The organism is Sphingobacterium sp. NPDC055431 (assembly GCF_053644255.1).
Window position 1 is genome coordinate 33282 of record NZ_JBSHLH010000024.1, and the last position, 23154, is coordinate 56435.

Here is a 23154-nt window from a genome sequence, read left to right on the forward strand (position 1 = left end):
TTTAATCATCAAAAATCACCAATTATAAAATCCCATGCAGCTTAAATCTTTTGTATCGCTCCTGACTTTTCTATTCCATGCAGCCTCTCTCTTGGCTCAAAAACCAGATTTAGTAAAATACGTCAATACCTTACAAGGGACACATTCAGAATATGCCCTTTCTTATGGAAACACTTACCCGACCATAGGACTACCCTTTGCGGTACATTTCTTTTCTGCGCAGACCGGAAAAAATGGCGATGGCTGGAAGTATCAGTACCAAGCAGATAAAATCAGGGGCTTCCAGCAGGTGCATCAATGTTCACCCTGGATGAATGACTATGCGGTGTTTTCATTGATGCCGGGAATTGGGGAATTGACCGTCAATGAAGATCAGCGTGCGTTAAAATTTTCACATGCAAATGAGGTTGCCAAACCACATTACTATTCTGTAAAATTTGACAACGGCATATAGACAGAAATCAGTCCGGTGGAACGGGGGGCACACATGCGCTTCAGTTTTCCAAAAAATGGAAAAGCAAACTTGGTGTTTGATGGTTATACCAAAGACTGTGAAATCAAGATCATACCAGAAGAAAGGAAAATAATTGGCTATGTAAACAATGGAAGGATAGTACCGGAAAACTTTAAGAGCTATTTTGTCCTTGAGTTCAATCAAGATTTTAAATCTTACGGCACTTGGGAAAACGAGAAAGGGACGATTAAAGCCAATAATAAGCAGGATCTAGGTAAAGGCGTAGGAGCGTTTTTGGAGTTTAAGCCGGGTTCCAAGGTAGAAGTCAAGATGGCGTCTTCTTATATCAGTCCGAACCAGGCAGAACTCAATTTAACACAGGAATTAGCTGACCATAAAAATTTAGAGGTAACCAAGAAAAAGGGATTTGAGATTTGGAATGAGCTTTTGAATCGGGTTTTGGTGGAAGGTGGTTCCGAGGAGGACAAGGCCACATTCTATTCCTGCCTGTTTCGGGCAAACCTATTCTCCAGGAAGTTCTATGAAATAGATGCCAAGGGCAATCCCTATTATTACAGTCCTTATGACGGCAAAATCCACACTGGATACATGTATACGGACAATGGATTTTGGGATACCTTTAGGGCTCAATTTCCATTGAGCAACATTCTACATCAGCAAATGCAAGGAAGGTATATGCAATCTTTATTGGATGCACAGCAGCAAGCAGGTTTTTACCCGACTTGGTCCAATCCGGGCATGTCCGGTGTCATGATCGGAAACCATGCCATCTCTTTACTGACCGATGCCTGGGTGAAAGGAATCCGGACCTTTGATCCTGATTCAGCTCTGAGAGCCTATTACCATGAAACCACCAACAAAGGATTTTATGGAGGATCAAATGGAAGAGAAGGCTGGAAAGAGTATTATACCCTAGGATATATTCCTTACGGTGACATCCATGAGAGCACTGCAAAAACATTGGAATATGCATACGATGATTTTTGTGCCTATCAATTGGCGAAGTTGACCGGTAACACCTTTTTCGAAAATGTGTTTGGAAGACAGATGTACAATTACCGAAATGTATTTGATCCTCAGGTCAATTTTGTGAGAGGGAGATTAGCGAATGGAGAATGGAGGCCAGATTTTGATCCTGTTGAATGGGGAGGTCCATTTACAGAGGCAAATGCTTGGCAATATACCTGGTCGGTCTTGCACAATATTGAGGATTTAATCGGCATGATAGGTGGCGAAGAGAGATTTAATGCCAAGTTGGATTCCTTTTTCACGATGGATCAAAGCATAAAATACGGCAGCTATAAGCAGGAGATCCATGAAATGCGAGAAATGCTATTGGCCAAGATGGGGCAATATGCACATGGCAACCAACCTACCCAGCATGTCCCTTACCTTTACAACTTTAGCGGAGAGCCCTGGAAAGCACAAAAACAGGTGCGAATGGTTTGCAAGCAATTATACAATGCCACGGAAAAAGGCTATCCAGGCGATGAAGATCAAGGACAGATGTCATCATGGTATGTCCTTAGTGCCTTAGGAATCTATAGTGTATGCCCAGGAACGGACCAATATGTGATCGGGAGCCCCGTATTTGAAAAGGCAACTATCAGTTTAGAGAATGGAAAAACTTTTGTTATCCAGGCAAAGAACAACAATGCAGAGAATGTCTATATTCAATCGGCCGAACTGAACGGCAAACCCTTGGACAAGAACTATATTACTTTTGATGACATCAATAAAGGCGGTGAAATGGTCTTTGAGATGAGCGGTACTCCAAATAAAAGCCGAGGAACCAGTAAAGAAGCAAGACCATTTTCATTGCAGCAACCGGTAAAGAATTAGTCTTTTTTCATGGCCGCAGCCTTAAGGTCATCCGGCATTTTCTCAATGGCATAGCGCAGGGCAGTCCTTGGCATCCTTGCCTTGTGCCTCATTACATAGTCGAAAACCTCTTTTTCATAGGCTTTGCTGGTTTCTTTCAACATCCAGCCATAGCCTTTCTGCACCATATCATCAGGATCCATCATGAGGATATCAGCAATCTGAAAAACATCAGCCAAGTAATAGCCTCTCTTGCCAGGAACCACTAAACTAACCGCTGCGGCACGCTTGGTCCAGCGATTTTTGGACTTTGCCCAGGTCTTCAGCATTTTTACATTTTCTGGAAATTGAATCAGATTATAGCCAATGGTCGTACAGCAAAGCGTATCACAATCCGACCAATTGTTGACATATAGATTGACCCAGTTTTCATAGATCTTCATGTCTTCCCCCTCATAATGTTTACGAATGGATTTAGTGATGATACATGCAATATAGGCTTCTTCAAAGATCTTGGATTTCCAAAGCTCATCACATAAGGTAAAGATCTCCTGTTTTGGCTTCTTTTTGATATCCTGATAAACCTCCTTGCCTATCTTTCGAACAATTTCAATGGGCACGCCGTAGCGCGTTGCACCTTCTCCTCCTTTAAAGAAACGAGCCATGGAGTCAGAAGTGGTTTTATCGACATTGTCCATTAGGGTTTGCCGGATATCAAGCAAAAGATCATTCATGGAGTCAAATTTAGAAAAATAGATAAAAGAAATTATTCAAAATACTTGCGAAACCAGATGCTGAGGTCGATTTAGTTTGGCAGGCATGTCTGCCAGTCTAGGAAACCTGGATGAGCTACTGGAGGAATTGCAGATCAAAAGACCTAACCTAAATCACTAATAACCAAACATAAGGAAATGTTTTTTGTTGTAATTTTGTATTATCAACTTACCACAAAAACCTATGAAAAGAAGAACCTTTATCAACTCCTTAGGTATTGGCTTTGCCTCTTCCCTACTCTTAAATTCCAATGGATATGGTAGTCCTTTGGCGGATCTATTCGAATTGGCAGCAGACGAAAGGGAACTTGCCGAACATAAAATAGATAGTATAGTATTTTCAAAAGTAAAACTAAACTATCCCAGACTGGTTGGAAAAAATGCCAGATTAGACCTCCATGGTCATGGACCTGAGCTGGACATCTGTTGCTTGAGGACGGATCAAGGTGCAATGGGTTGGGCGTCCCTCCGAGGTTCAAAAAAAGAAGCCGAACAGTTGGTCCCTGGGTTAGTTGGTAAAAAAATATCGGATCTCTTTACCCCAAAAGCTGGGACACTTTCTGAAAAACATATCGCTTTTGACATGGCCTTGCATGATTTGGCCGGTGTCGTCCTTCAAAAGCCAGTATATGCTCTATTAGGCAAAAAGGACCCCTTTATTACCAAGTATTATAGCGGCATGATCTATTTTGACGATCTAGAACCTAAGGATCAGCCCGCCGGAATTGATAAAATTCTGGAGGAGTGCCGATTTGATTACGGAGTGGGTTACAGACAGTTTAAATTAAAAATAGGTCGTGGTCATAAATGGATGCCGAAAGCTGATGGTATGCAAAGGGATATTGAAGTTACAAAGGCCGTTGCTACTGCATTTCCAGACTGTGAGATCTTGGTGGATGGAAACAATGGATTTACAAGTGATGAATTTATCCAATATTTAAAAGGGATTGCTGGGATTAAGCTTTTCTGGATTGAAGAGCCTTTCCATGAAACGGTAGATGACTATAAAAAGCTTCGGGAATTTGTCCAACAGGAAAAGTTGGATACCTTATTGGCCGATGGTGAAGCGGATCCAGACCAAGCCTTCCTCAAGAAACTCTTTGAACAGAAGCTCTTGGACGTGCAATTAACTGACATCGAAGGTCTGGGCTTTACTAATTGGAGAAGGATGATGCCTGAACTGGTCAAGACCGGCACCCTCGCCTCTCCGCATGCTTGGGGCTCATTACTGAAAACGAATTATACGGCGCATTTGGCTGGTGGCCTGGGAAATACCGTCACTATTGAAGGGGTAACAAGCAGTTCAGACGATATGGACCTCACAGCCTACGCGGTAAAAGATGGAAAATTAATTCCGCCTGACCTACCGGGTTTTGGAATGCAGTTATTGAAGACCATATAGCATTTAGAAAGTGTTAGGTGTTCGGAAATTCTAAGATCTTTGGAGTAGACATCGATATCGATGTCTACATATGTTACTTAAGGCTAGAGTACTTGAATTTGTTTCTCCCATAGGTTACATTACGGTTTAGATTAAAAATAGTATTTAATATCAGCATACCAAAGCAAGACAGATAAACAATCCTAAATCCGCCTAGTTCAAAATAACGCCTTAAAACACTAAATAAACCACAAGTCATTCATTTAACGCAATAAGAAAATTTAATTTATCCTAACAGGCTTAATTTAAATGTTTTCATTACGTTTTTTACTTTGTTGATATATTTAGCGGTAAAAATTACTATTAATTAAAAAATAAATTTGCAAGAATAAAATAGTGCTTCTATATTTGAATGTAACCAATGCATAGCTGACCCATAATATTAGGAAACATTCATAATTTTAAAGGCAAAAGAAATAGGTTATAAAGGAGATAATCATCAGACCCATTTAATTAAAGAATCAACCCAAATCTCCTACCGAATAAAAAAGAATCAAGTGAACAGAATCCTAACAATTATTATTAACCATTTTCTCGTTGCTGTTTTCCATTAACGATTTGCAAGGACAAAAAAACAAAAATAAGGGAGGCCATCCTACATACTGTTACCCAAGGGCCCATTGGTTCCGTAAAGGAGCAGGTGGTTGGAACAAACAATAAGACCAGTCGCTCAATCAATGTCCCTTTAATTATTGTAAGTTCTGTCGCCAATAATAGCATCGATGATGTAAATCAAAACGATGCTGAAAGTATAAGCGTATTAAGAGATGCAGCCTCTGCGGCCAAATATGGGTCAAGAGCAGCCGCAGGGGTCATCTCACTGAACAAAATAATAAAAAACAGAATCTATTTGGCCTTAAAGTGTACGCATTTTCCCTGTTTTTAATCGCACTATTGCTCTTTTCCTTAGACTTTATCTCCAGTAAAGCTGACTTATGGTAGCTGCCATTGCAACCGTAGTATTATGCCTCGTGGGCATTCCGCTCTATGCTATTAAAAGGACTTCGAAAGATCTTTGATATAAATATTCCTGAAATCTACCGGCTGTCCTTCACTCTGCAAAGCAATAAAACCACTACTCAATAGTTTGCCGTCAATCTTAATTTTCGGATCATAACCATTTGCAGTACCACCCCCGATCTGCGGTTTAGAATATTGCAGCACAGTATCTCCTTCAATAATATGCTGGATCAGGGAGTCTCCATAAACGATCAATTCTCCTTTGACCCACTGGTGTTTATCATAGGTCTTAGACGTCGAATTCAAACAGTGTGATTCGGCAATCTTACCTTGGTAAACCACATTGGTCCCTGGAGAACACATATTACCCGTCGGTCTAGGTTTGCCGTCGCCAAGTCCGGCAAGCAATTGCATTTCGACAGAAATAGGCCAATCCTGTTCCTTTAGCCTCCCACGAGGATCTTGAGAATGGAACATTATGCCAGAGTTTAATAAGGTATATTCCGGTGCCCCACGTTGAAGTTCACCAGCAAACTTATATTCAAATTTCAGGTGATAATAGGAAAACGGCGTCTTATAATACAGGTGGCCAAACTGATCGTTGAAATCGCCGTATTGATCATACCTGATCTTGATGATACCATCTTCCACACGAAAGGTATTTCCAAAATTCTCACCTACCTCATGATGATGGATCTTGACAAACCAATCATCGATATCCTTCCCATTAAACAAGGGTTTCCAATCAGCATTTCCCTTTTGGGATAAATTGCTCTTACAGCCAGAAAACAATAAACATGCAAACAGAATAGGATAAACAACTTTTTTCATTTTGGTTTTAGGAATGATTTGCCTGCAATATACAGGATAATCCCTTGTGGATATAATAATTTAATAAACTTTCCCAGTCCTATATTTTCATGTAAAGTATTAGAATCGCCATGTTCGACATATAAACAAAAGATTAGATATCCATTTACAAATACAATAGTTTGGGCGTACTCATCCCTAATCCTGAATGTTTTATAGTACATTTACAGCATCACAGTAACCAAACTAATTATTAAATGAACATCCTTCATAAGCTATTGAACAAGATAGATTGGAAACTCAATGTTTCCAGGTCCAGCAAAGAACTTCAGAACAACAAACTGCAGGTACTGACCTTTGATGAAAGCCTTGACTTTTTGATTGATTCCAAATGTTCATTATCCAGATTTGGGGACGGAGAATTTACCTTGATGCTAAATGGAGAGTTCCTGTGTCCAAGGAACGTCTCATTAAAGCATCAGGAAGCAGACCCTGATCTCAAAAAGAGGTTGCTGGAAATTCTGAAGGATAGAAGCACCGATCAATACAATTTAAAAATTGCAGTTCCTCGAACCTTAGTAGACCTAGATAACAACAAGTTGACGGATTCTTCAATAGGATTTTGGCAACATTATTTACACGAGTTATTCTACAAAATATCATCGTTTCTGAGGAAGGATTACACTTACCTCAATGCGCAGATCAGCAGGTTCTATCTTGATGACAGAAACAAGGATCAAGAGGCCATTGAAAAAAAGATAGCGCATTGGAAAAGACTTTGGGAAGATCAGGATTTATTAATAATCGAGGGCAAAGGCAGCAATCTAGGCAAGGGACAAGGCTTTTATGACAATGCTAAAAGCATAGAAAGGATTGAATGCCCGAATAGCAACAGCTTTAAGTATTATAATGAAATCTTATCGGCAGCAAAAAAATACGGCACCAATAAATTAATCATTCTCGCCCTAGGACCAACCTCGGCGGTATTAGGATACGACCTGGCAAAGGAAGGGTTCAGAGCACTTGACTTAGGCTATCTAGAACTGGAATACCACTTCTTTCTCACGAATGCTACAGATAAAAGTTCGATAGCAGGCATTAAAATCGGGACTGTGGAGAGTATCCAAAACGATCCTTTCCAGGCTACTCAAGAGGATTACGAGGAAAGCGATGTTGTTTTTAGGATCTAAAGAAGATCTCTATTCCTTATACAACAAGTACTTTTTGCGCATCTTCTTATATTTCTCAATACCGGGCTCCCAAGTTTTACGGATCTGGTCTTCCGTCATACCGGCACGGATCTGATCCTTAAAAACTGACACCCCAACGAGATAGTCGATATTACCGATCTGTGGATGAAACCTTTCAAAAAAGGCAGCTTTATCTGGGCTTTTAGCATAAAGCTCAATCATCCATTTCAGATTAATCTTCTTGGATTTGACCAACTCCTCGAAATCTGTCCCACGCAAGTCCAGACCATAGCAAACTTGGTCCTGATATAATGGGTTCTCTGCACGCCCAGGCATAGAAACCGGTGTATAACTGAATTCATAGATTCCCTTGAACATTGGTGCGCCTACAACGGTGAATGGAAAATCAGTACCACGTCCATGGTTTAATGAAACCCCTTCAAAAAGGCAGGTTGTCGGATATAAAAGAATGCTCTCAGGAGTGTTGAGGTTCGGTGATGGGTTAACCGGCAACTTATACATTAGGCTGTGTTTATAGTTGGCATTTTCAACGACTCTTAACTTACATTTCAGGCCATTACCCAGCCAGCCCTCTCCATTTGCCATAAGTGCAAATTCGGCAACCGTAAGTCCATGAACTATGGGAATTGGAAACTGCCCGATTCCAGATTTGTTCTTCATATCCAAAATAGGCCCATCAATAAAGTAGGCATTAGGGTTAGGTCGGTCCAGGATAAGCATTTCCTTTCCATGTTCTGCCGCTGCCTGCATCACATCCCGTAAGACATTTATGTTGGTATAGAAACGGCAGCCCACATCCTGTATATCATAGAGCAGCACATCTACATCTGCAAGATCCTCCATTGAAGGCTTTTTCTTTTTCCCATAAAGCGAAATGATCTTGACCCCTGTATTCGGATCCACCTCATCGCCCACAGACGTTCCATTGCTGGCATTCCCCCGGAAACCATGTTCTGGACCAAAGACCTTGACAATCTCTATCCCAGCATTCACGAGGCTATCCAATAGATGTTTATCCCCTATTATGGAAGTTTGATTGGCAACCAGGGCAACTCTTTTACCCTGTAGCTGTGGCATGTACTTTTCTGTGCGTTCAGCGCCGGTCTGAATAATATCATTGGAATAATGAACCTGCGCAATTAGACAATTCACGGCTAATAGCAATGTCCATACTAGGGAAACTACCTTTTTCATAGAACTAAATATAGCATTTTATAAAAAGATTAAAGACCAACTAGCTGCAAATTAAAGCCTTAATGCTACTGAAATCTCTTCTTGCTTTTCAGTATATTTACGAAAATGTCGTAACATGATCCGATTCTACCTATTTCTTGCGTCTATTTTCTTTGCCCATCCCCTATTGGCCCAACATAGCATCCAAGGGAAAATCATCAATGCAGATGACCGCAGCCCTATTGCCGGTGCTTCAATCTATATCAATAATTCTTCATTGGGAACCAGCTCGAATAAGGAAGGACTGTTTACCCTCCATTCGCCGAACAGGAATGTTGAACTGGTGGTGAGCAATATGGGCTTTGAAAAAAGGGTCTTGGAAATCCAGCTTCCCTTGCAGCACGAGCTGGTCATCGCGATCAAGGAAAAGTCTACAGCTATAGAAGAAGTTGTGGTTACCAATTACCTAAAAGATGGCTGGAAGGAATGGGGCGACTTTTTTATTGAGAATTTAATAGGACAAGGAGACTTTGCCGAGGAATGCAAAATCCTCAACCATGAGGTCGTAAAATTCCGATTTGACAAAAAGGCTAATGTCTTGACGGCAATCTGTACCGAGCCCCTTAAGATTCGTAATGATGCCTTGGGTTATGAGCTGACCTACGACCTAGGGGGATTTAGAATGGACTTTGCAAGCAGGATGTTTCTTTTCGAGGGTTATGCTTTTTTTAAGGATGTAGGCAAGGGACGGTCTAAATATAAAAAGAACCGAAATGTGTCCTACCTATTGTCCCTGAACAGGTTTGTGCGGAGTACCTATAACAAACAATGGGAACAGGACGGTTATATCGTCAGGAAATTGGTAAAGGAAGACAATGCAGTTCGCCTAGAGGCCAGACAAAAATATAATGCCATATTAGACAGCGTTCAGAAGAAATATCGAGGAAACTGGAACCTATTCTATGTCTCTCAAAAGGACTACACGGAAGACAAGGTAAAAACCATACGAAAGCAGATGACTCAACCTGAGAAAATCAGCTATTTGATGGGGATCATGCAGCCCAATGAAATTATTGCAGCTGAGGATAAAGAGAAGGGGCTTATGAAGCTTAATTATGCTGATTATCTCTATATCATCTATCCTGCAGATTTCTCAAAATCCAAGAACAAGATCTTACAGAAAGCCGCCAGCGAAGTTTCCGAACTGTCCATCGTCGAGACCGATGGAATTATCATTGAGCCACAAGGCTCCTATTTTCCAACAGCTAACTGGATATTGAGCGGCTATGCCGTTGGCTATTCTAAACTAGCCTATATGTTGCCCTTGGATTATGTACCAAGTGATTAAGCTTAAATTATAGGGCAATTCCGCTTCCACCGATAACCTTTATTCCATCTTCGAATTCTTTCCAAAAACGGATATATCGAAACTGGGCTTCAAAAGGTTCTCCGGAATAACTTCCCATTAACCTCATTCTTAAGGTGATTATGGCAACGTCATCAATGATATTTAGGTTTTCAACATCTGGGCTGAGATCAATGATTTTAAGAACTCCAGAACGATAGGTTTCTAAATCCTTCTCTTTGCCAATAATCTCTCCGCTCGGTATAATAAACAGCAAATCCTTATGCAACAGCTTATCCAACATTTCGAGGTTGGCCGATTTCATGGCATCATAAAGTTGGTTTTCAAGGGTCAGGATATCTTGCTTTTTCATCATGGCATTCGATTTATGATCAGGTCATTTATTCCTATAGTAACGACAATTCAAACGTTTCATTATTCATATTAGCTACAACTAGGAACTATGTCAGCCTAAATCCAAAGACATTAAAAAAGGGGAATAAACCTTGAAGCTTATTCCCCTTTTCTATTATTTCGTCACTTTCATGACCCCGTTCATTATTCGCCAATGCCCTGGGAAAGTACAGGCAAATGGATAATCTCCCGGCTCCGAAGGCACTTTAATGTTCAATTCATAAGAACCTTCCGGATCAATCAAGGAGGTGCTGAATAAGACATCAGGTGTATTTGGAATATACTGTAGCTCGGCTGCATTGCTTTGAGTGGCCAACTTATCAGCGGCCTGTCCAACACGGTCCAGACTACCCGGTTTCAGGATCAGTAGATTATGCTGCATATGGTCAGGGTTTTCAAAAATGATCTTCAGATTTGATCCCGCCTTCGCAGAAAAATTAGTGATATCATACTTCATTTCCCCAACGATAGCCTTAATTTTTAAGACCTTATCCGCCTCTACGGTACTGCCTTCAGCCACTACCGTTTTGTTCATAGCCACCAATCGCCCATCCTCTAGGTTTCCATTAAAGTCAAAATCCTTAGCAAAATCTCCTGGGCTATCATTTGGCCCTTGTTCAGCATCCTTAGTTGCACTGGCTTTCCCAACCAGTAGGAAACCATCTTGTTTTTCAGGGAATAGACCTAATGTCTTGCCTTCTGCTACCTTCGCATCATCAATGAACACTAGCATCTTGCCATCAGACAGTAAGGAAGTCCTCAGCTTAAATGTAGGTTTTGTTAGTATCTCAGACTGAATGACAGCTTTATTTCCTTTTTGGTTGACCCTAAATTCCAGTCTACCATCTTTGAAAGAAACTGCGAATCCATCCTTCTTGTTGCCATAGGAAAGCAAGGCTCCATTTAGGGGCTTCTTATCTTTCTGACTTACTGTACCCACAAAATGGATCTCCCTATTCATCAGATCAGGAATTTGCCTTGGCCCAATCACTCCGTTCCTTGCCGTATTCAGCGCAAGGACGTTCATGTTATTTCCGGCAATGATCCTTTCCGCTAAGGAGCCATTGGCGTTTGAAAAGTCAGGATGTCCAAACTTCGTATGGTATTCATGCATAAAATCTTTCTGGTGAATACCACCGGCAATCATCAAGGCATGGAATAACCATTTGTCTTTTTCATTTTCAGGGTTCTGTACCGCATCAAAGATCACCTTAGCAACTTTCGGGCTTGGCGGCGCCTCAGATAAAGCCAATATGGCCGCTAAGCGAACTCTCAAGTCCTTATCCTGCACGACACCTGCGGAAATCAACTCATCGATCACCTTTGCGTTTTTAGGCAAGGTCTGAATAGCTGCCCTTCTCACCCCTGCGGCTGGGTGCTTAAGAGCCTTTAGAACCGCATCAAAGCTAGCGTTCTCCCCATCAGACAATAAACCCAAACCATGCAAAGTCCAGATTGCGTGAATGGCACCCCCATTGATGTTGACCTCATCCACCGACTTATCACTGATCAGTTTGTTAAGGTCATTGGCAACAGACTTATCAGCGCCTTCGACCAATAGACGTTGAGCGGTCGTACGCCAGAACATATTATCGCTCGTCAATGCGTCGACCAATTCACGTCCTTTCTTGCCATCCAATTTAAACTTCCTTTGCTTGGCCGCATCTTCATGCACCAATCGGTAAATACGTCCTTTAGTACTATCCCTCAATGGGTCTATATAGGCATTTCCAGGTCCGTTGTCAAAGCCTTGAGGAGTTGGATTATGCTGTATGATGAAGTTGTACCAATCCAAGAACCACAGCGCACCATCAGGACCTACTTTGGCCTCCACAGGTCCAAACCAGTTATCAGAACTAGCGACCATGTTCCAGCCATCGCCCTTTTCCTTGAATCCAGATCCCGAAGGCTCCAAGATATGTTTATGGATCAGGCGTCCGGTCGGTTCAGCAATGAAGGCTACCCTATTCCAATATTCTTGAGGAAAGGCCCGTGCTGTATAGAGATTATGGCCAGCTGCAGCGGTAAATCCGCCAAATACATCCACCTGGCGCAGTTCTTTAGTTAATTCATGTATCTTGTAGTGGGCATCAATCTTCTCGATCCCCCGCTCATTCAGGTTAGCATTTTCATAGTAGCGAGCAGGAATAGCCAGAAAGTTACTGTGCTCGTTATTGGCCGTGGACAGGAATACATCAAAATCCTCCGAGAATCCCAATCCCCAAGTGTTATTGGTCGTGGTGCCAAGGAATTCAAAATCTTGAGCTTTTGGATTAAAACGATATGCTCCTGAACCAAATTTATAAGGTTTGCCCGCAATATTACCTTCAAATCCAGAATAACCAACGGTTCCCCAGATTTTGTTATCCATTCCATATTTCAGGTTAGATGGACCAGCATGCGTATCAAAGGTTCCCCAACCATCAATCAATACCTTGCGAACGTCCGCTTTACCATCACCATCGGTATCTTTTAAGAACAGAAAGTGAGGGGCCTGCGCAACGATAATCCCGCCATCAGAAAACACAAAGGAAGTCGGGATATTAAGACCTTCAGCAAACACGGTAAACTTATCCGCCTTGCCGTCATTATCCGTATCCTCACAGATGGTGATTCGATCATCACCTTCCCCTTTGTCATTTCTTACGGTATTCGGATAATCCACCGTTTCGATGACCCAAAGCCTTCCCTGTTCGTCCCAATCCATTGCAATCGGCTTTTTTATGTCCGGTTCACTGGCAAACAGCTCCAGGCGAAAACCAACAGGCACCTGTATCAGGGTCTGCGATTGTTCCGGCGTTAATGGGTGCTGATAGCGTGGTGCCGGATCTTTGCGTTCATAATTAGGCATGCGGGCTTCCTCATATTGAGGCTTCGCAATCTCATACTTCTTCATGCGCTCCACTGCCTTATCACCGACAGCCCAAAGAATACCGTTCTTTACCAATTGTAAAAATCCAGGGTTACGGAAAGTTCGCTCATCATGGCCAAATGCCGTATAGAATACCCGGCCCTTACCATGCTCTTTTACCCAGGTATAGGGCTCTCTATGCGTGCTATCCACACGTTCCATCAACACTTCGATATCCTTCGCCAATAGATGATGCACATAGGTTTCATCCCATTCAGTCACAAATGGCGAAAGTCCTTTCATCACCGGATGATCAGGCTTGATGATTTCAGCACCAAAAGAACCACCTCCATGGCTCTTGAATTGGCCACCGATCAAGGCCACGACATCATCCGAGTTCCGAAAGCAGTAGGATGCAGAGTGGATATTAATATAGCCTTTACCGGAGGCTACATAATCCAACAAGGCCTTCTCCTGGGCCGGACTGATCGTATCGTGGTTCGCATATAAGATCAAACCATCATATTTCTTGAGGTCCGGACGAGTCAAATCATCGGGATCGATAGAATAGGTAATGTTTATTCCATCAGCGAAATACTCTTTTGACAAGATGTCCGCCAATAGTTCCGAGTCATGGTGTTTACTATCATGACCCAGAAAAAACAGTTCCAGTCTTCTAGGTTTGTTATCATCGGCACATCCCAGTACCGACAGAACAACACAGAACAGAACGCAAAATTTTAAAATCTTATTCATCTTAATATTATTGAGATAAAGGTTCCTCAGGAAGCAAAACCATTAATTGGTTTCCCAAGTAAAATCAGGTAAAGGAATGATCTCTCCACCTTTCAGGGCAGACTCATGCGCCAAAATCCCCACACAGGTTATATTTGCAGATTGCCTAGCATTTGGGAATGGCTGTCTACCCTCTACCAATGCACTGATAAATTCATGTACTAAATGCGGATGCGAACCCCCATGCCCACTTCCCTGTAGAAAAGAAAGGTGTTGGTTTTCGCCTTCATCATAAACTCCGGCCCTTGTAAAATGCTGAATCGGTTCCGGTAGCAAATGAGCATAATCCGGACAGTCCACTTCTTCAGGAATTTCAGGCTCCGGACGTTTGGCCACATGCAAAACCAATGGCTTGCCTTCAATCAATGGCCATTCAACCGACTGCTTGGATCCATATACCTCAAAGCTCTCGCGGTATTGCCTAGCCGTATCAAATAGCGACCGGTACACTTGAGCACTTAGGTCAGAGTTCCTGAATTTTATATGTGCAGATTCTATGGCAAATGGAGAATTGTAATGCCCAATCAAGTCCTCACGGATGGTACCAGAGCCAAAGCAGGACACATACTCCGCTTCATTACGTGTCAAGCCCAAAACCGGCCCTACACAGTGCGTAGCATAATGCATCGGCGGAAGACCCGGCCAATAGTTCGGCCATCCATCCATATCCTGCTGATGGCTCGCTTTAAGGAATTGGATCTTGCCCAGCTCACCTTTCTCGTACAGCTCCTTCATAAACAGGAATTCACGCGCATACAGCACGGTTTCCATCATCATATAGGTAAGTCCAGTTTCCTCCACCGCTTCCACGATCTGCCTACATTCCTCAACCGTCGTAGCCATCGGAACGGTACAGGCCACGTGCTTGCCGGCACGCAATGCCTTGATCGATTGCTCCGCATGGTTTGGAATAGGTGTGTTGATATGTACGGCATCAATATTTTCATCCTTCAGCAGCTCATCATAATCGGTATAGCGATTTTCTATCGAAAAGGCATCTCCAATTTCGTTCAGGCTAGCTTCATTACGTTGACAGATAGCATATAGGTTTGCATGAGGGTGCTGTTGGTAAATAGGAATAAACTCCGCTCCAAATCCTAACCCGATAATAGCTACATTAATTTTTTCTTTCTTCATCATTTCGTTCATTGATTATGTTAGTCTAATTTATTGGCCGCCCATTTCTGCAAAAACGCATGCCCATCACGCGCAAATGCATCCTGATCCTCGGCTAGATTGCGCCAAATGCAAACTGCCGCTGCCAACTCTTTATTTTCTGGTGTAAAACTTTCAATCGATACGGCACCCTTATAGCCGATTGCCAAAAGTGCCTCATAGAAGGCGCCCCAACTGGCATTTCCTGTGCCCGGAGTACCACGATAATTCTCCGATACCTGCACATGGATCAACTTATCTCCAGCTTTTCGGATCGCCAATCCAGGATCCGGCTCCTCGATGTTCATATGGAACATATCCAGACAGATCTTGGCTGCTGGGTGATTCAAGTCATGGATCAATCGCAAAACATCATCTACATTATTGATCAGATCCGATTCAAAGCGATTTAAAGGTTCCAAACCAAGCTCCAACGCTCTGGAAGCCGCCATCTCACAGACCTTCCCCAAATTATCTACCGCCCTATTCCATTCGATTTGTCTCTGTGCATCCGGAACCATCCGCGCCTTGCCCACGGCAGAATACATAGGACCGGCGAAAAAACTGGCTCCCAATTCATTGGAAATATTTAGGCAATCCTCGATATACTGAAGACCGGTCTTTTGCAAGGACTCATCATCACTGGTCAAATCCCTAGTCGGTCCAAACGCACCGCATACCAGTGCTTGCAAACCATTCCTTTCAAGCTCCTTAGCAATCTTTTGGGTATCGATCAACAAAGGGTCTTCCACCGCTATCTCCACAACTTCGTATCCCAAGCTTGCTATTTTCTCAAACAGGCCAGCAGCATCCTCCGTACGGAAAGGAGAAGTCCATAGCCAGGTGCTAACGCCTAATTTTACAGGTAATTGCATATAATTATTTTAATAAATTGATGATTCTTAAAGGTTTATAGGCCATACACTTTAGCATTGCCCCTGATCAAATGAAATAGAGCTTGCCTATTGCATTATCCAAGGTTGGTTTAAAATGGTTAATCCTAGAACCCTAAATTAAGATTCATGAAGAATTTTACATACCTATTAAATACCCAATGATGACTGTATTTTACCACAGTTTACAGACAAATAGCAGAACATTGGACAACAATCAGACATTTACCCGCTGCAAACCTTGCGAATTGCCCCTTAAACCCTTACTTTTGATATGAGCCCCAGCAGACTTGGGGACGACCATTTATATTCCATCCATGGATATCAACTTCAAAAAAACCGCAGTCCAGAAAACAAGGATACCCTCCTCGCGCATATTCTTTGTGCGAAAGCTTTCCGACAAACATTTTGATACCACTTGGCATGCCCATTCCGAGTATCAACTTTTCCTTGTCGTAGAGGGTTCCGGAACCAGGTTTATCGGCAATACCATGAAATCCTTTGTAAAAGGGGACCTTTCTTTTATTGGACCCAATATCCCCCACCTATGGCGAAGTGATGATATTTACTTTGATCCCCAATCCAAAAAAAGTAGCGAAGGCTTGGTCATTTACTTCAATGGTTCAGAATTAGAGAAATTCACTGAAAAAGAGGAGTTTAATCAATTAAAGGTCCTGTTGGAAAAAGTGAGACATGGCATGGAGATTCAAGGTGCCACAGCAAAGGAAATCATCGCATTGATGCATGAACTCCTCAACCTGCATGGCATGGAAAGCATCATTCATCTATTCAAGATCTTGAATGTACTGGCTAAGGGGAAGGATTATGCGCTTTTGCACTATGATGAATTCCAGTATCAGTCCAAAGATGTGGAAACAAACCGCATCAATATCGTCTATAATTATGCCCTGAACCATTTCAGGAATAAAATAACCTTGGAAGAAGTAGCCGCTCTGCTCAATATGAAACCTACTTCCTTTAGCCGATATTTTACAGCCAAGACTTCCAAGACCTTTTCCTATTTTATCACCGAGCTGCGCATTAAGCATGCCTGCAAGCTCCTATCCGTTGCCGAATCCAAGAGCGTTGCCCAGATATGCTATGATTCAGGATTTAATACCCTATCCAATTTCAATAAACAATTCAAGACTTTTATTGGAATGACACCTATGGAGTATAGGTTGAAGTTTATGATGCTTTAAGAAACCAATTTTATTCCTTAGCCATCTCAACTAATTCCCTTACAAAAGGCTTTGCCTGATAGTTTCGATCAAACAGCAAAGGATAATCAGTCCTTCCTTTCACGGGCCAATTATTTTTCCAAGAGTCAGCATCCGTTACCCCCCACAGGGTAACACGGTCAATTTTATCATGATGCTTTACAAACAGTGCAAAAAACTCCTTATAGCGATTGGCCAATTTACTTTCCACTTCCACCGGCAATCCCTCCGCATAAGGATTGAGTACTTTATCATATTGGTAATTGGTACTGACCTCAGCTCCTTGTGAATGACCAGGCATCGGCAACACAGAGATATCAAGCTCCGTAATCATTACTTGTACCACTAAACTGGAAAACGCCAAGATACTCGCTTCAAAGTCAGCAAGGGAAGGGTAATCTAGGCTTAAATGCCCTTGCATTCCTATTCCATTTATTTGAACCCCTTTATCCTTGAGTTTGCGGACCATCCTAACCACGCCATCCCTTTTCCCTTTTTGGGACATGGAAAAATCATTGTAATACAGTTCTGCATCCGGATCAGCCTCATGTGCAAATTGAAAGGCCAATTCAATAAATCCTTCTCCAATGATCTGATAGAACTTGCTCTGCCGCCAGTCCCCATTATCCAGTATGGCCTCATTGACTACATCCCAGCCCTTTATCCTGCCCTTGTACCTCGATACTACGGTTTGTATATGCTTGCGCATCCGTTCGATCAATATTTCCCTAGAAACCTCTTTGCCATCCTTGCCAATAAAGAACCAATCTGGAGCTTGCGAATGCCAGATCAAGGTGTGCCCAATAAGTTGCATACCGTACTTTTCACCCAGTTCAACAAATCGGTCTGCATCCTTAAAATTAAATTCCCCTTCCTTAGGCTGAAGGTACATCGCCTTCATACAGTTCTCCGCCGTAATGGAATTGAATTGTGCTTTAATCAAGGCAGCAGCCTGTTCATCCCGCTCATAGATCTGCCTCAGGTTTAATGCAGCCCCAATCTCAAACTTCCCAGAAAATGCCGACTTTAAGGACAATTTCCCTGGTATTTTCTGTGCCCATGAATGATTAGCAAAGAAAAGAAGAGTAATGACAAGAAGTAAAACAGACCTGGGCTTGTTCATAGATGGATTCGTTTTAGGTGATTTTGTAATGGCTTAGGTTAAATATAGCCAATCCATTTGAAACAGGGCGACAGTATAATATCCTGACCCATTGTAATTAGGTAGCCGCACTCAGATAGGATATATAATAATTCATACAATGCAACATGGTCATCAGCAGTAAATCCCTATTCCTTAATTGGTCAAAGCTTGCAGACGTTTCTATATCATAGTTAAAGTTGAGGGTTAGCCACTTGAAATCTGTACTGGCAACCGATATTTCTCGCTCAGACTCGTCTATTAGAATAAACTTACTATTAATAAAACCTTGCAACTTTAACAGATACTGCCTTTCTTGATTATCAAAATAGGTCTTGATCACGATTCCCTTCCAACCCATCTTAAAGTCCAATAAGGTCTGAGATCCATCAATTAATTCAACCTTAGAGTCCCAAAAACCTTTTGTGATAAGCTGATAATTCTTGCCATCAGACATTATTAAATCAGCATCAAAAGAATACCATTTCTTAATTAGCAATTCGCCTATTTCTTGGTTTTCAAGAGTCACCTTAAAATTGCGGGAATTTCTGGAGTTTGCCTTGTAGAGTGCCATGGGTGGTGGATGAGTGTTTATAGATTACTATAAACAAAATACAAATTTAACCCCAAATTCAAGAAATCTGAATGTTCTTATGTTTCCAGTTCTAAGGTTGCCTTTCATGTATTTGAAAATGTCTGGGATAAAGGTTTTATGACTTTCTTGGAAGAGTTTAAAGTAATACTATTGAACAATGGCAGTAGGATTTTGAAAGTCGTTGAAATTGCAATGGAGGTAAAGACTTTGTGCTAGTTGATATGAATGTCATATTTTCTATAACCTTGAAAGCAACTAAATCTAAATTAATTCTCGAACATATTCATCCGTCAGCAAATTGATTACCAGAACACTCAAAATAGCCCTTACTAAGAAAGCTTTTGAATACAGCAAAATGTTGGAAATTGAGATATGTGACCATATAATCGTTAGTGAGGATGGGTATAACAAGTTGAAGGATGAAAGATGTTCTTAATGTAAAGAGACCTATTTTAGAGGGTCTAAAATAAGGTCATAAATTTTTTGTTTTATTCTAAAATCTGAGCTGCGAAACACTTATACGCACTTAGAGATATCATATTTTTTTTAGACTAACTGACAATTCTTTCAATTTTACTAGTAATGAATTTAAGATATCATTATCTAAATTTTCTAAATTATTTACAATATCACTTGAAAGTGTTAACATTTTTCCCATATTAATTTTATTAATAAAACTATACGTTGAAAGAGTGTAAAGCCTATAACTGATTTGATGTAAAACTCCTTTAATTGTAATCTCATTTTCTTGAAGACTGATCTCAGTAAGTTCTTTATGAAGTTCTTCTAAAATTCCGCCAACAAACATATTTGGATTTTTATTATAAATAATAAACTTGTCATCTATATCCTTTAATTTTGATATTAACTTTAAAGACTTGACTATATATTCGATATTAATAGTCTTGGTATCAAGTAATTTAATACTTTCTTCATTTAATATTATCTTACCATCAATTATTTTAATATCATCATTAGACTTTACTAACAAGTCTTTAACCTCTTTCATGTCATCTAAACTACGTATGTTGATTATCAATGGAAAAAAAATACCTAGAAAACCTATTACACCTATCCATATAGAAATCCAAGTATTTATTTTACTAATTTCTCTATCTAATTGACTTTTCGAGTCATCTATAGCTTTGATTACTGTTGAATTAAGAAATTCAATATGTTTTATGATTTTATCTTCATCTTTAATATCCGAAGAGCTTATATAAGGTTTAATATTAAAGACCCCCTCATTATTGGATTTAGAATATTTGTTCGCAATAAATTTTATGATTTCATTCTTCAATATCGAGTCATTATTTATACTATTTTCCCCTAAAGAATCTTGATTTTCAATAATAATAAAATCAGGTAAAAGTGCTTTATCTTTTGATGCATTAATTAAAATTTCTGAAATTATTTTTTCATTTGTCTTGTTATGATTGTTATTTATATAATAAGTAAATACGTTTCCAAGTATTGTTAATATCAATATAATAATTAGTGCTACTCCAAACGTTCTGTACTGGCATTGATACCACTTTTTCTTATTATTTGTCATTATGCGTAAACTTTGGATAAAATTTTGAAAGGTAATTTCGTAGGTATTTTTGTAAGTATTTTTCTGTAATCATCTTGAATTATACTTTCAGAAGAATCGAATAATTTTCCAAACTGGATGTTATTTTTTTCAGATGCAGATAATGAATGTATTGCAGAATCAAATATCATATTATCATGTGTAAACATTATTAATTGTAATGGTAGATTAGGAGTATACTTCTTAAATAATTCAAAAAGGTTATCTAAAAATCTTTCAATAGTTGCTCTGTTCCCGAAGTCACTTGAATAAAAAATATCGTCTAATACTAAAGGCAAATTAATTCTAGTTTTTTCTCTTGATGCAATAGCAATACTAATTGCGACCATTGTTGAAAATAGTTTATAATGAAAAGTATTAAAATATCTATTTACAGAAATTCTTTCGTTAGTTTTCTTTATTCGAATATAGGCTACAATTTTAGTAGAGATTATTTCTCCGGTTTCTAAGTCCTTTTCATCGGGCTCATTATCTAATATTATTTCTATGTCTTCTTTTCGAGAATTAATTAAATAATCATTTATAACAGCAATAATAATATCCTTTAGTGGCTCAAAAACTTTAGATATCTCATCAGTTATTTGTTTATGGATTATTTTGTAGAGCTCTTTAGCTTCATCTTTAACCTTATTAAAAAACTCTAGTTCTTTAAGGGCTAATTCATAGCTTTTTTCTAGGCTATACGAATTCTCTTTTAATGTATTAATTTGAGAGATTAATTGATCAAGTTCTTTTTCAAGAAGTGATTTTTTTACGATTGCATCTGACTCAATATCATATTTTGAAAGATTTTCTACTTTAGTTTTTAAATAGAATTTCCTTTTTTCATCTAGCTCCCTTAATTCCGAAACGTATGTAGGTAAATAATCAAATAAATAGTCATAACCTCTTTCAATAACAAATCCTACAAACGCACTTTTTTGAAAAGATAAACTATTATATTTATTCTTATTAATCTCAAAATCTGCAATTAAATCATGGGATGTAGAATTAATTAGTATATTCCTTAATTTAGTTAAAGTTTCATTATAGCCTTCTTTTACAAAGAATTTATTGGAGAATTCGACTTCATTTTCTAATGAATTTCTTAACTGAAACAGTTTATTAATAATAATATTTAATTTTTCATATATTTCAGAGGATACATTTTCAAATTTTTTAATTTTGTTCGAATATTCTTCGTAATATTGAATTTTATCTTCAACTTGAGCTCTTATCACATATTTTGAAAAATTAGAATTTTCGCAGAAAGGACAATCTTCTTTGCGGTCGAGTAATTTTAAACCAGCTTGTAAAAAATCTATTTCGGAAACATTATTTATCTTTGATGATATTTTTTTGATTTCTTTTCTTAGCTCATTATAAAAAAATATTTTTTCCCTTAACTCATTCGAGTTAACATCAAAATCATAACTAGTTTCAATAAAGCTTTTTAATTTATCCTTTAATTCAAAATTTGACTTTTCTTTTATATTTTCATTGGATTGTTGTAATATTTTCAGTTTTTTTTGGAGTTCATTTATTTGATTCATATATGTCGATAATTTTGAATTATTGTCATCTAATGAACTTTTTGCTTTTTTTAAATTATTTGACTCTGTAAGTCGATTATATGTTGAAAATTGATAAATATGCTTGTCTAAATCCACTAGATCTGATAGTCCAATGTTATTCGCAATTAAACTGTTAAACGAATCTAATTGATTTGATTCAAAATCAAGTTTACAATTTGAAGATATATCAAACTCACTAATGAAATGATTATTTGGATTTAATACTTTTCTTATTTGCGAGGGAATATTTTCCCTATCTAAATATAATGTATCTCCACTTTTGGTTAATACCTTGAATACACAATCCTCATACGTATTAGAAAAATGACATAAGTAATCTTTAAAATACCTATCTCCATCTTCTAATGGAGTTTTTTTTGTCCGTAACTCTGCTTCACCAATTCTCTTAGTAAAAGTATATTCTAATGCATTAAAAATCGTAGATTTTCCAACACCATTACTTCCAATTATAATATGACTGGTTATATTATTATCAATATCTGTGAAATCTATTCCGAAAGGAATTTCAGATTTAGGATAGGCTTTTAAATTACTTATATATATGCGAGATATTCTATAATCTTTATTTTCCCAATTAGAAACAGAATCAGTTTCTTTTGGGGAGTCAAATTGCAGAAGTGTTTGCCTATCTACTAAATTATATTCTTTATAAAAAGGCCTAACAATTTCAAAAAATGTTTCCTTTTTAGATAAATTTAAATCAGGATTTCTAGCTAAAATAATTGATAGATAATTATCCTTTTGAGTATCATCTTTCGCTATATTAATTAGAAAATTTGTTTTTTGGTCACTCATATTATTATACGGGGTATGATGTCTCCTAACAATTGTGGTTAGCGAAACTAATATGCAAATAGTTTTGCTAATCTATACCTAAAGGTATATTTCGATTAATCGGATTAAATATTATATC

General features: G+C 39.2%; 16 protein-coding genes and 1 pseudogene. 6 read left to right on the forward strand and 11 right to left on the reverse strand.

The genetic code is table 11. The features are described from left to right. Positions 1 to 34 precede the first annotated feature (34 nt). A pseudogene (locus ACWIB3_RS16760) lies at positions 35 to 2317 on the forward strand (GH92 family glycosyl hydrolase). On the opposite strand, the gene ACWIB3_RS16765 reads toward ACWIB3_RS16760, so the two are convergent. Next, positions 2314 to 3030, reverse strand: a complete 717-nt coding sequence (locus ACWIB3_RS16765) for a DNA alkylation repair protein (protein ID WP_454292182.1) — start codon at positions 3028 to 3030, stop codon at positions 2314 to 2316. The pseudogene ACWIB3_RS16760 and the gene ACWIB3_RS16765 sit on opposite strands and share 4 nt — an antisense overlap. A gap of 223 nt (positions 3031 to 3253) precedes the next feature. Between ACWIB3_RS16765 and ACWIB3_RS16770 the strand changes: the two genes are divergently transcribed. Both ACWIB3_RS16770 and ACWIB3_RS16775 read left to right on the forward strand, forming a co-directional pair. After that, entirely contained in the window at positions 3254 to 4471 is a 1218-nt protein-coding gene (locus ACWIB3_RS16770; protein ID WP_454292183.1) for an enolase C-terminal domain-like protein, read from the forward strand. 679 nt (positions 4472 to 5150) lie between these two features. Beyond that, positions 5151 to 5396: a TonB-dependent receptor plug domain-containing protein gene (locus ACWIB3_RS16775; RefSeq protein WP_454292184.1), complete on the forward strand. Its 246-nt coding sequence runs from the start codon at positions 5151 to 5153 to the stop codon at positions 5394 to 5396. Between the two features lie 107 nt (positions 5397 to 5503). On the opposite strand, the gene ACWIB3_RS16780 is transcribed toward ACWIB3_RS16775, so the two are convergent. Beyond that, positions 5504 to 6301 carry a 3-keto-disaccharide hydrolase gene (locus ACWIB3_RS16780; protein WP_454292185.1) on the reverse strand — a complete coding sequence of 266 codons (798 nt, stop codon included), beginning with the start codon at positions 6299 to 6301 and terminating at the stop codon, positions 5504 to 5506. Positions 6302 to 6537: 236 nt separating this feature from the next. Between ACWIB3_RS16780 and ACWIB3_RS16785 the strand changes: the two genes are divergently transcribed. Then, positions 6538 to 7470: a GT-D fold domain-containing glycosyltransferase gene (locus tag ACWIB3_RS16785; RefSeq protein ID WP_185212684.1), complete on the forward strand. Its 933-nt coding sequence runs from the start codon at positions 6538 to 6540 to the stop codon at positions 7468 to 7470. A 9-nt stretch (positions 7471 to 7479) separates the two neighbouring features. Here ACWIB3_RS16785 and ACWIB3_RS16790 read toward each other — a convergent pair whose 3' ends face one another. Beyond that, on the reverse strand, positions 7480 to 8685 hold the full coding sequence (locus tag ACWIB3_RS16790; RefSeq protein ID WP_454292186.1) for an exo-beta-N-acetylmuramidase NamZ family protein: 1206 nt from the start codon (positions 8683 to 8685) through the stop codon (positions 7480 to 7482). Between the two features lie 115 nt (positions 8686 to 8800). Between ACWIB3_RS16790 and ACWIB3_RS16795 the strand changes: the two genes are divergently transcribed. Then, the gene (locus tag ACWIB3_RS16795) at positions 8801 to 10012 is read left to right on the forward strand and encodes a carboxypeptidase-like regulatory domain-containing protein (protein ID WP_454292187.1); all 1212 of its coding nucleotides are present in this window, start codon (positions 8801 to 8803) and stop codon (positions 10010 to 10012) included. A gap of 7 nt (positions 10013 to 10019) precedes the next feature. Here the strand turns inward: ACWIB3_RS16795 and ACWIB3_RS16800 are convergent, their stop codons facing one another. From ACWIB3_RS16800 to ACWIB3_RS16815, 4 genes are all read right to left on the reverse strand, one after another. Next, entirely contained in the window at positions 10020 to 10385 is a 366-nt protein-coding gene (locus ACWIB3_RS16800) for a nuclear transport factor 2 family protein (RefSeq protein ID WP_454292188.1), read from the reverse strand. Positions 10386 to 10538: 153 nt separating this feature from the next. Beyond that, positions 10539 to 14030 carry a PVC-type heme-binding CxxCH protein gene (locus ACWIB3_RS16805; RefSeq protein ID WP_454292189.1) on the reverse strand — a complete coding sequence of 1164 codons (3492 nt, stop codon included), beginning with the start codon at positions 14028 to 14030 and terminating at the stop codon, positions 10539 to 10541. A 42-nt stretch (positions 14031 to 14072) separates the two neighbouring features. Continuing rightward, positions 14073 to 15209: a Gfo/Idh/MocA family oxidoreductase gene (locus ACWIB3_RS16810; protein WP_454292190.1), complete on the reverse strand. Its 1137-nt coding sequence runs from the start codon at positions 15207 to 15209 to the stop codon at positions 14073 to 14075. 17 nt (positions 15210 to 15226) lie between these two features. Next, on the reverse strand, positions 15227 to 16099 hold the full coding sequence (locus ACWIB3_RS16815; RefSeq protein WP_185212689.1) for a sugar phosphate isomerase/epimerase family protein: 873 nt from the start codon (positions 16097 to 16099) through the stop codon (positions 15227 to 15229). A 335-nt stretch (positions 16100 to 16434) separates the two neighbouring features. Here ACWIB3_RS16815 and ACWIB3_RS16820 point away from each other — a divergent pair, with 335 nt between their 5' ends. Beyond that, positions 16435 to 17319 (forward strand): AraC family transcriptional regulator, encoded by an 885-nt coding sequence (locus tag ACWIB3_RS16820; protein ID WP_454292191.1) that lies wholly within the window; start codon positions 16435 to 16437, stop codon positions 17317 to 17319. Between the two features lie 10 nt (positions 17320 to 17329). Here the strand turns inward: ACWIB3_RS16820 and ACWIB3_RS16825 are convergent, their stop codons facing one another. The 4 genes from ACWIB3_RS16825 to ACWIB3_RS16840 all read right to left on the reverse strand — a co-directional run bounded on the left by ACWIB3_RS16825 (position 17330) and on the right by ACWIB3_RS16840 (position 23036). Beyond that, on the reverse strand, positions 17330 to 18460 hold the full coding sequence (locus ACWIB3_RS16825; protein ID WP_454292192.1) for an endo-1,4-beta-xylanase: 1131 nt from the start codon (positions 18458 to 18460) through the stop codon (positions 17330 to 17332). Between the two features lie 97 nt (positions 18461 to 18557). Next, positions 18558 to 19052, reverse strand: a complete 495-nt coding sequence (locus ACWIB3_RS16830) for a hypothetical protein (RefSeq protein WP_454292193.1) — start codon at positions 19050 to 19052, stop codon at positions 18558 to 18560. A gap of 556 nt (positions 19053 to 19608) precedes the next feature. After that, positions 19609 to 20628 (reverse strand): hypothetical protein, encoded by a 1020-nt coding sequence (locus ACWIB3_RS16835; protein ID WP_454292194.1) that lies wholly within the window; start codon positions 20626 to 20628, stop codon positions 19609 to 19611. Continuing rightward, positions 20628 to 23036: an AAA family ATPase gene (locus ACWIB3_RS16840; protein WP_454292195.1), complete on the reverse strand. Its 2409-nt coding sequence runs from the start codon at positions 23034 to 23036 to the stop codon at positions 20628 to 20630. Before ACWIB3_RS16840 ends, ACWIB3_RS16835 begins: the two co-directional genes overlap by 1 nt. Positions 23037 to 23154: the final 118 nt, after the last annotated feature.